The organism is Bacillus sp. J33, from assembly GCF_000518885.1.
In the GTDB taxonomy this organism is placed as follows: domain Bacteria; phylum Bacillota; class Bacilli; order Bacillales; family Cytobacillaceae; genus Cytobacillus.
Map to the genome: position 1 here is coordinate 78372 of NZ_JAEL01000010.1, position 8634 is coordinate 87005.

5 protein-coding genes, 1 tRNA gene and 1 pseudogene are annotated in these 8634 nt (G+C 38.2%); 2 read left to right on the forward strand and 5 right to left on the reverse strand.

The window, feature by feature from the left end; all coding sequences use genetic code 11:
- Positions 1–501 precede the first annotated feature (501 nt).
- Positions 502–2544 (reverse strand): sigma-70 family RNA polymerase sigma factor, encoded by a 2043-nt coding sequence (locus tag L634_RS0104830; protein WP_026581463.1) that lies wholly within the window; start codon positions 2542–2544, stop codon positions 502–504.
- 323 nt (positions 2545–2867) lie between these two features.
- A pseudogene (locus tag L634_RS30635) lies at positions 2868–3778 on the reverse strand (SDR family oxidoreductase).
- 105 nt (positions 3779–3883) lie between these two features.
- Between L634_RS30635 and L634_RS0104840 the strand changes: the two are divergent.
- Entirely contained in the window at positions 3884–4858 is a 975-nt protein-coding gene (locus tag L634_RS0104840; protein WP_026581464.1) for a helix-turn-helix transcriptional regulator, read from the forward strand.
- Positions 4859–5192: 334 nt separating this feature from the next.
- On the opposite strand, the gene L634_RS0104845 is transcribed toward L634_RS0104840, so the two are convergent.
- On the reverse strand, positions 5193–6176 hold the full coding sequence (locus L634_RS0104845; protein ID WP_026581465.1) for a tRNA dihydrouridine synthase: 984 nt from the start codon (positions 6174–6176) through the stop codon (positions 5193–5195).
- Between the two features lie 454 nt (positions 6177–6630).
- Positions 6631–6727 (reverse strand) — tRNA-Sec (locus L634_RS33295).
- 291 nt (positions 6728–7018) lie between these two features.
- On the opposite strand from L634_RS33295, the gene L634_RS0104850 reads away from it, so the two are divergent.
- On the forward strand, positions 7019–7711 hold the full coding sequence (locus L634_RS0104850) for a hypothetical protein (RefSeq protein ID WP_026581466.1): 693 nt from the start codon (positions 7019–7021) through the stop codon (positions 7709–7711).
- Positions 7712–7787: 76 nt separating this feature from the next.
- Here L634_RS0104850 and L634_RS0104855 read toward each other — a convergent pair.
- Positions 7788–8634 (reverse strand): IS3 family transposase (locus L634_RS0104855; protein WP_084028830.1); only part of this gene is annotated, 847 nt, incomplete at its 5' end.

Sequence of the window (8634 nt, forward strand, 5' to 3'; positions counted from 1 at the left end):
AAACAAGGCCATTTATCATAACCAAAGGAACATATTGAAGAGAATGACAACTTGCCTCCTCCATATGAGGTATAAAATAGCTTTTGAAAAAGTAAAAGGGACTAAGAAATAGGTCCTTTTCCAATAAGATTTTTTCGGAGAAGTTACAGCCTATTTTCTAGCTATAGACAGAATAGCAGTATCCTTGTTTTATAAAATTTCAGATAGTCTTATTCTTTCATGCCACGTTTGTTTGGATGAAATCCACAAGTACCTTCCTAGCAATACAAAATTTATTGTAACATAACATTCAGATAATATCGATCATTCAGGAAAGTGCGAGGCTATTTACGACAAGCTTCTTACTTATGGTTACAGCTTCTTTTTGGGCTGAAAAAAAGAAACAAACCCCAATTTCGCTAAAGCTCTTTAAGGAATTTAGGGTTCGATTAATGAACATGGTGATTACAAACTTTTCTTTTAATCTAAATCAATTTCATTTGTGAGGTACCTCTCCCTCACCTAATCCAACGAGATCCTCACTACATCATCCAAATATTTCGTTGTGGAGTATCCAGTAATATCCAGACTTTGAGGAATCACTTTATTGCCGTGTATCTTCATGCTTTGAACGGTAAAGAAATGACGGGGATGTTCCATTTCTGCGTATATTTTTGGTGTAATCTTATTCATATCATATTCTTTCCCATTTTTATCAACTAGGACTCCTTCATAATCCCCCTCCATTGAATTATTTTCACCTTCATTAGTCACAATATTGAAATGAAGTGATTCATACGCTCGATTTTTAATTTCATGATTGCTAAAGATAACAGTGGTAGGCTGGCCAATTTCGACCTTATCAATTGAGATGGTACTGCCTGCATATTCAAAGGTTTGTGGATATTCCCTGGAAGCATCCAGTTCAATACTTTTATGATCTTCAATTGATAAATACACACTATCGAATTGAACCTTAACCTCTTTGGTTTCTTTATCAAAAAGAGGTTCAAAGTGCGCCTGAAACTTACTCCAATTTATATCCGGTTGTGCATGTACGTAAGAATTGCCATATAAATCAGCTTTCACTATTTTATGGTTAACCTCCAGATTATTAAAATTGATAATGTCTATCCGCTTCTCTGGCTGTTCATTATTGATGCCATATTGCAGAATTGTCGCTGTTGGAGCAAGGATTAGCTTATCCAGCCGAACCGGGACTCCCTCTATTTCTATTTCTTCATCCAATGCATATTCGGTAGAAGGCTGTTTTGTAACAGGAATCTCAAAGTTCCACTCCCCTTCTTCCTGCTCCAAATTGAAGTAAGAATCAGAGGATTCACGTATTAATTTCATAACTTTATTTATTTTGAGTTTAATTGTACCTTTATCCGGTTTCAGCGGACGGAGACTAATCTTCCCATGATAAATGTTCTTTTCCTTATTATTAAAATCTGATTCAATATCAGGAAGAAAGAACCTTGGATAGGTATTTGCCATCATGATTTCCCGTTCGTCCTCTATAAAAACTCCATTATCAATGTTAATCATATATTGATTATTTTCTTTTGTATCTTCTATCTCATAAAAAATTAGCGTCTGGACATCATCAGCTATCGCACTTTTGATCTTTATTTTCACCCCATTGCTTTCCGCTTCCAGTTTCAGCCTTTCACCCAGGTCCTCCTGCAGAAAGGCGCGCAGCTCCTGATCTTCCTCTGTCCATGTGTAGTAGAGTTTTGAAAAGGCACCTGTAAAAAAACCTGCACATATGGATAAGGCGAATACACTTGCGGCAATAAGCCCCATTCTTTTACGTTTATTATTCTTTTGCTGTCTATGATTTTCCCTTTCTGTGATCCTTTCTTTGACATTCACCATGAAATCAGCTGGCACACTGAAATCCTCAATAGTTTCCGTAAAGTTCAAAATGACTTCTTGAAAGGAAGCTAAATCCTCCTGACAGTCTTGACAGTGATAAATATGCATTTCGCAATCAATCTTTCGCGGCCGGTCCAGTTTTCTTTCCAGGTAATCCATGTAAATCTTTTGATACTCCTTACAGCCCTTATAATTCTCCCCATATCCCATTTCTTTTCTAAGTGAATGGATTCCTAAATATAAAAGCTCTTTAACTTGTTCAACTGAAACTTGGAGAAGATGTGCTGTTTCATCCATAGAGAGTCCTTTTATGTATGTAAAGACTAGCACTTCTCTTTCATGCTCTTTCAACTGATCAAGTGCATGAAATAACTTCTGACGGTAATCACTTTCCTCTGAAGCTAGTAAACTTTTATCAAGAGAAAGCTCTCGGCAGATATGTATAAAAATGGTTGAAACCCACGTTTCGAATAATAGATTGCTTTTAAATCCAGGCAATTCCTTGTGCACTTTTAAAATTGCCCGAAAAAAAAGCTCTTCCATATGCTGTTGATTCTTAAGATAGGACCAGCCAAGTGCATAAAAGGATCGTTGATGCTGCTCGAACCAGTTAACGATAGATTCTAGGCCTTTTTTTCTTGCCATTGCGGGTAAAACGGAATTATTTTTTGCTGGGATGATCATTATAATTCTCCCCTTTATGTATGCCTATTTGTATTTCGAAACCTCTAAAAAATTTATTCCAGCTCGGAAAAAATTTAATAAAGTCTATAAGATACTTAGCCTTTCTTTTATTATAACTATTATAAAGTCATTGTTCACAAAATTTGGATAAAACGCATCTCAGGTAGAAGGAGAACATTCCACTGACCTTACATCACTAAAAAACTCTCATATTTTTTCAATAAATTTATATTTATACAAAATAAAAAACTCCTTTTCAAGAAGTTGTTGCCTTAAACAACCAAGTCTTCTGCAAAGGAGTTTTTCCAATTGAATAATAAAAGCTATCTGTAGCCCTCGGTATTAGCCGGTTTCCCGGCCTCCTGTACCTCAACCAAATATCTGAAAGCATCCGGCTGAGAACCGTCTAGGTCATGAAAATTATACATTTTCGCCAGCTGTCCACTTGAAAAGGACTGGCCGTTCAAGCGTTTTTTATCTGGATCTTTTGCTATGGCACTTATTGCACGCCCTATATATCTTGGTGTTTCTGAGATCACGAAATGAGGATCCTTTTCGGCACCATCTTTCCAGTTCTCCTCTGTTACTCCAAACACTCAAGCATGATTTCAGAACGCATCCATCCGGGTGAAACAGCAACCGCTGTGCAATCATAAGGTGAAAGTTCATGTGCCAAAGCTTTGGCCATGCGTATAACCGAGCTTTTAGCCAAATCATAGAAAAGAGACAGACGGTAGCGATTTTGATTGTACTCCTCTGTTCCGTCTGTTATTTCGGCAACTAATCCCCCTTTACTTTTGATCAGGAGAGGAAGGGCATAATGACTTGTAATAATATGGGTATCAATCGCCAAACGAAGCATTCTCTGCCCCTTATCCAAGGAATGCTCCCAAACCGGAATATTCCATTCCATTAAATATTCGCTTCCCCATATATCATTGACGAGGATATCCAGCCTTCCTTGTTCTTTCTCTATTCTTTCAATTAAAGATTGGACCTGTTCAGGTACTAGGTGATCGACTTGAACGGCTATTCCAATGCCGCCAAGTTCATTGACCAATTCAGCTGTTTCCTCAATGGTTTCCTTACGCCCATATTCCGACATCTGGTTTCGTGTCGTACGGCCTGTAACATAAACTGTCGCACCAGCAGCCCCCAGTTCCATTGCGATGCCGCGGCCAGCTCCCCGTGTTCCTCCGGCAACCAATGCTACTTTCCCTTTCAATGAAGTCATTTCGATCAGCCCCCTTTTATGTTATATCTATACTATAATCTATAATGTTGACATCTAATGTCATATATAAAAATGAATATTTTACCTTGGCCAGGAGTGAATAAAATGCGGGCAGACAGACTCATTTCTATATTATTATTGCTTCAAAATAACGTAAGAATGACCACAAGGGAATTGGCAAAAGAATTGGAAGTAACAGAACGCACCATACACCGGGATATGGAGGCTTTAAGTGCTGCAGGCATCCCTGTCCTAGCTGAACGCGGAAAATTTGGCGGATGGAGACTGCTTGAAAAATACAGAACCAATCTTACCGGGTTAAAAGCCGATGAAATCAAAACACTGCTTCTCTCCCCCTCCTTCCAACACCTTGCAGATCTGGGAATCAGCGATGATTGGAAAGAAGCACGCCAGAAACTCCTTGCAGCAATTCCGGCTCCCCTAAAAGAGGATGTGAAAGACATTTCCAACCGGATTCATATAGATACCAGCACGTGGAGGCAATCATCAAGGGAAATGAAGTCTTTTGGAATACTGCAGCAGGCGGTATGGGAGGAGAAAAAACTGCAAATCCAATACGAAAAAGCAGATAAACAATCGATTGAAAGAGTTGTTGAGCCATTAGGACTAGTAGCTAAGGGGAACACTTGGTATTTAATAGCTGCATCTGATGAAAAAATAAAAAGCTATCGCATTTCAAGAATAGTTAAGGCCGAACAGATTAACGAAAATTTCAGCAGACCGCATGACTTTGATCTCGCTGACTATTGGCAGGAATCGAAGAAAAAATTCATCAGCAGCCTGCCTAGATTTGAGGCAGAAGTGGAGATTTCTCCAGCCATCATTCATCGTATTACTTTTACTGGGAGGTTTGTGCAGGTAATGCACATGGATAAGCCTAAGATAAACGGCTGGATTCCAGCAAGTCTATGCTTTGATACTGAACAAGAGGCTGGGGAATATATACTTGGGTTTGGGAATCAGATTAAGATCATAAATCCTGTTTCACTTAAGGAACGTGTAAGGGAAATGGCTGAGGGTGTTGCTGAATTATATAATGAAAATGAGGTGGATCAATAAAAAAGACAAGTAAATACATATTATCAATAGATTTCTTCAGCCTTATTTTTATAAAGGTGCCTGTCCCCTCAGGACGGGGCAAGACACCTTTTCTTTAAGTTGTTTGCAAGCATGGTAAGGCATCAAATATTATATTAGAAATTACCTTTAGGCATCATTAGTTTCCGCATTCTACATGTGTGGACTGTAATTGACAACACAAGGGCTGTTGGTGAATTTACAAAAAAAACTAACGGAACCAGTATCATCTGATTCCGTTAGTAACATCTTACTGCGTGTTTGAGGGCAACCAGTTTAACCTCCTACTTCGCTTTTATCTTGAATTGGGACCCTTCTACTGTTTCCCCATTCCATCAAGATTCTTTGACGCAAAGATATCAAGCAATTCACGCACTTCATCTGTTGACTTTGTGTTCATCAATTGATTTCTTAATTCACTCGCCCCTCGAAATCCTTTGACATAGATCTTGAAGAAGCGATGAAGAGCCGTGAACGGCCTCAGTTCTAAATGCGAATATTTATCATGGAGATCCATATGCAATCTCAAGAGGTCAAGCAATTCCTCACTGCTATGATCTTTCTTCTCCTTTTCAAAGGCAAATGGATTATGGAATATGCCGCGCCCAATCATTACCCCATCAACGCCATATTGATCGACTAGCTTCAAACCAGTCTGGCGGTCAGGAATATCTCCATTGATCGTCAAAAGGGTATCCGGAGCCACCTGGTCGCGAAGTTTCTTAATCTCCGGGATCAGCTCCCAATGCGCAGGCACTTTGCTCATTTCGTCCCTTGTACGCAGATGAATGGAAAGATTAGCAATGTCTTGTTCCAAAATGTGTTTCAGCCAAACCTTCCATTCGTCTACTTCCGTAAAGCCAAGCCTTGTCTTTACACTTACCGGCAAACCTCCTGCTTTGGCTGCCTGAATCAATTCAGCTGCAACTTCCGGGCGACGGATCAGGCCGCTGCCCTTACCGTGCTGTGCCACATTTGGTACAGGACAGCCCATATTGATATCCAATCCCTTAAAGCCCAGTTCCGCCATCCCAATACTCATTTGCCGGAAGTATTCAGGTTTATCCCCCCATATATGGGCTACAATTGGCTGTTCATCCTCTGTAAATGTCAAACGCCCACGCACACTATTAATCCCCTCAGGGTGACAATAACTATCCGAGTTTGTAAACTCAGTAAAAAACACATCAGGTCTGGCTGCTTCACTCACCACATGGCGAAAAACAACATCCGTCACCTCTTCCATTGGTGCCAGTATAAAAAAAGGTCGTGGTAACTCACGCCAAAAATTTTCTTTCATATTTTCATTCAAATCCTCTCATTATGGGATACCAGGCAACCTCTTATCCCAAAATTAAAAAGCAGCATGTCCCTGCTTCTTTTACACTTATACCATGCTTAAGCACTTTTTATCAAACTGATCGGAAATGTTTATTTTAACTTCATAATCTCTATACAACCAAAATATCTCCTGCTAAAATCTATCCCATACACCATTCCACTTTCGAGTAAAATAAAGTTTTGCTAAAAAGACTGAAAAGAAAATTGGAAGATACCGGATTGACAAGGGTTTAACAGGAAAAAGACCGCAAAAGTTTATTTTAGAGGTTACACGTTTAAAAGGAGTTGTGTCACGCACTTCACATGTAGAACACGGAAAAACACATTTAAAATACTTTATCCGCTATAGAGAGTTTATAGATAGCACAAAAAACCGCACAGCATCCTAACTGTACGGCAATATTATGTATATTTGGCGGGACCGCCTGGGAATCGAACCCAGCTGACCTGGCACGCAGGTCACAAGCGGTTTTGAAGACCGTGGAGGGCACCAGCACCCCAATCAGCCCCGTAAATCAAGGGAATCAAACGGTCTTTTCCATTATTCTCCAACGGTTTTGTCTATAGCATTCTAAGTATATTATAGCAATAATAATTAACTAAGATAAGAGTTTTGAAAATTAAATCTTGTGATTAACCCTGAGAGGGAAATCTGAAAGAACCCCTACCCCTTATTTTTCTCAAACAAGTTCTGAAGCATCTCCCTGAACCATCTAAACCTTTAAAAGAACTACTCAACAGAATGAATTGACTTATGGTAGTATTAAATAAAAATTAACACCATTCTAAAGGGGAAAGAATATGTCTCTTGTTACGCTTCAAACTATAGCAATTGTTGCACAGGGTATTTCAGCAATTTTAATTTTATTTATTACTTTTAACTTCAATAAGGGAATTAAAAAAATCGAGAAATCTAGGAGAGAAGATGAGCGTAAAATAGCGAAACACTCAAGAAATAAATTGAGAGTTGAATTTATTTTTAAGTTTGAAGAACACTTACAAGATATAAAAAAAATCAAGCACGATTTTGAGCTTATGTATCAAAATGAGGTTAAAGGTCATATGGATTTTTTCGTATTAAAAAATTTTTTAGATGAAATGAAACAACTTAAACAGAGATATGAATTAGATGAAAATACAATCCTTGAGGTGTTCAATAAGTGTTTTGAGCAAAAATCATGGGATGAACCTACCCAAGATGGAGAAGGAACCAGCACAGAATGTGAATCAAACAACTTTTTTAAGACATTCAATGAAGCATTCTCTTTAATAAGACAAATCAAGAAAGACATGCTGAAGCTTGAAGTACAAACCCTTATAAATTCAACTGAAATTCTTGAACCAATTAAGGAAATCGAACAGGAACTTGGAGGGTCAACTGCTTTTGATGGTCACCCCATTTTAGATATAACCAAGAATTACTTATTGTTAGACTCTGTAAGTTATAAATTAGAATATGTCTATAACTATTTAAAAAGAAGTATTGAAAGGTAGCAAGACAACTTCCCTAAATAGAAAGTGGTCACTAGAATAGCTCTATACTTGGAAAGACTGGTAAGTCAACACTTAACTAGACAATTTTTTTAAGGTGTATTTGCTTATAATCAATCGGACTTACATAACCAAGTGTTCCATGGATTCTTATGTGATTAAACCAGTGGACATAGTCATGCAATTTCCTTGTTAATTCTTCTAAGCTATCAAAATGTTGACCTTTAACAAATTCTGTTTTGATAATTTTGAACGTAGCTTCAGCTACTGCATTATCATATGGGCAGCCTTTCATACTTAAGGATCGTTGAATATTAAATGTCTTTAAAGCATCATCAATCAACTTATTTTTAAACTCATTTCCACGGTCCGTATGAAAAAGTTGGATCTTATTAAGATCGACCTTGATAGATGCTAACGCACGATAGACGAGTAATGCATCTTTGTTTGGACCTGTACTGAAACCCACGATTTCTCGATTAAAGAGATCGACAAAGACACATACGTAATTCCATTTTTGATTGACTCTTACGTATGTCAAATCGCTTACGATTGCTGTCATTTCTTTTTCCTGGCTGAACTCACGCTTCAGTTCGTTTTTCTGTTCGGATTCATTACAGGATTTCGCATGTGGCTTAAATTGAGCTACTGTATATGAAGACACAAGACCCTGCTCCTGCATAATGCGCCCAATTCTTCTTCTTGAAACGATGAGACCGCGTTTCTTTAATTCTATTTTGATTTTACGTGTCCCATAATTTTGACGGCTGGCATGAAAAATGTCGATTACATCGGAGGTAATATTATCCTCTGGGTTTCTTTCTTTTGCTTCATAATAATAGCTGCTTCTAGGGATTTGTAGGACTTTGCACATTGCTGATATCGAGTATTTGTTTTGGTTATTCTTGATTACATTTACTTTCGTC

What these genes read in the sequence shown, in the direction of transcription:
- L634_RS0104850 (WP_026581466.1), top strand. Translation starts at nt 7,019, where the DNA reads ATGTCTCTTGTTACGCTTCAAACTATAGCAATTGTTGCACAGGGTATT.
- L634_RS0104840 (WP_026581464.1), top strand. Translation starts at nt 3,884, where the DNA reads ATGCGGGCAGACAGACTCATTTCTATATTATTATTGCTTCAAAATAAC.
- L634_RS0104830 (WP_026581463.1), bottom strand. Translation starts at nt 2,544, where the DNA reads ATGATCATCCCAGCAAAAAATAATTCCGTTTTACCCGCAATGGCAAGA.
- L634_RS0104845 (WP_026581465.1), bottom strand. Translation starts at nt 6,176, where the DNA reads ATGAAAGAAAATTTTTGGCGTGAGTTACCACGACCTTTTTTTATACTG.